The organism is Mesorhizobium sp. M8A.F.Ca.ET.207.01.1.1 (assembly GCF_004794715.1).
Taxonomy (GTDB): Bacteria; Pseudomonadota; Alphaproteobacteria; order Rhizobiales; family Rhizobiaceae; genus Mesorhizobium.
The window spans coordinates 1-290 of record NZ_SRUS01000534.1 but is presented as its reverse complement, the minus strand read 5'-3'; the positions used below and the strand labels follow the sequence as shown (position 1 = coordinate 290).

The following is a 290-nucleotide window of genomic DNA, read 5'->3' as shown; positions in this document are numbered from 1 at the left end:
GAAGCTTGTCGGCAACATACCTGATTTGACTTTGGACTTTTCCAAGCTCGACCTGCGTGTCCTGGGTCTGAGCGATCAAGTCCATTTCATAACTTTGCCGCTTCTTTCTCAGTTCGCTCTCCGAATTCAGCAGCTCCTGCTGCACCTGTTCCTGCTGCAGCTCGGTCTGCGCCAGTTCGGCCCGATAGCTGGTATGCGCTCGTTCCGCCGTATTGACATTCGAGTTCGTTATCAGGCCCTTTTCCCGCAGCGACCGGGCAGACTGCAATTCCTCAAGCTGGAGGTTCGCG

1 pseudogene is annotated in these 290 nt (G+C 55.2%); it reads right to left on the bottom strand.

Annotation, left to right across the window (positions count from 1 at the left end):
* Positions 1-290, bottom strand: a pseudogene (locus tag EN850_RS35715) (exopolysaccharide biosynthesis protein); the annotation flags it as partial.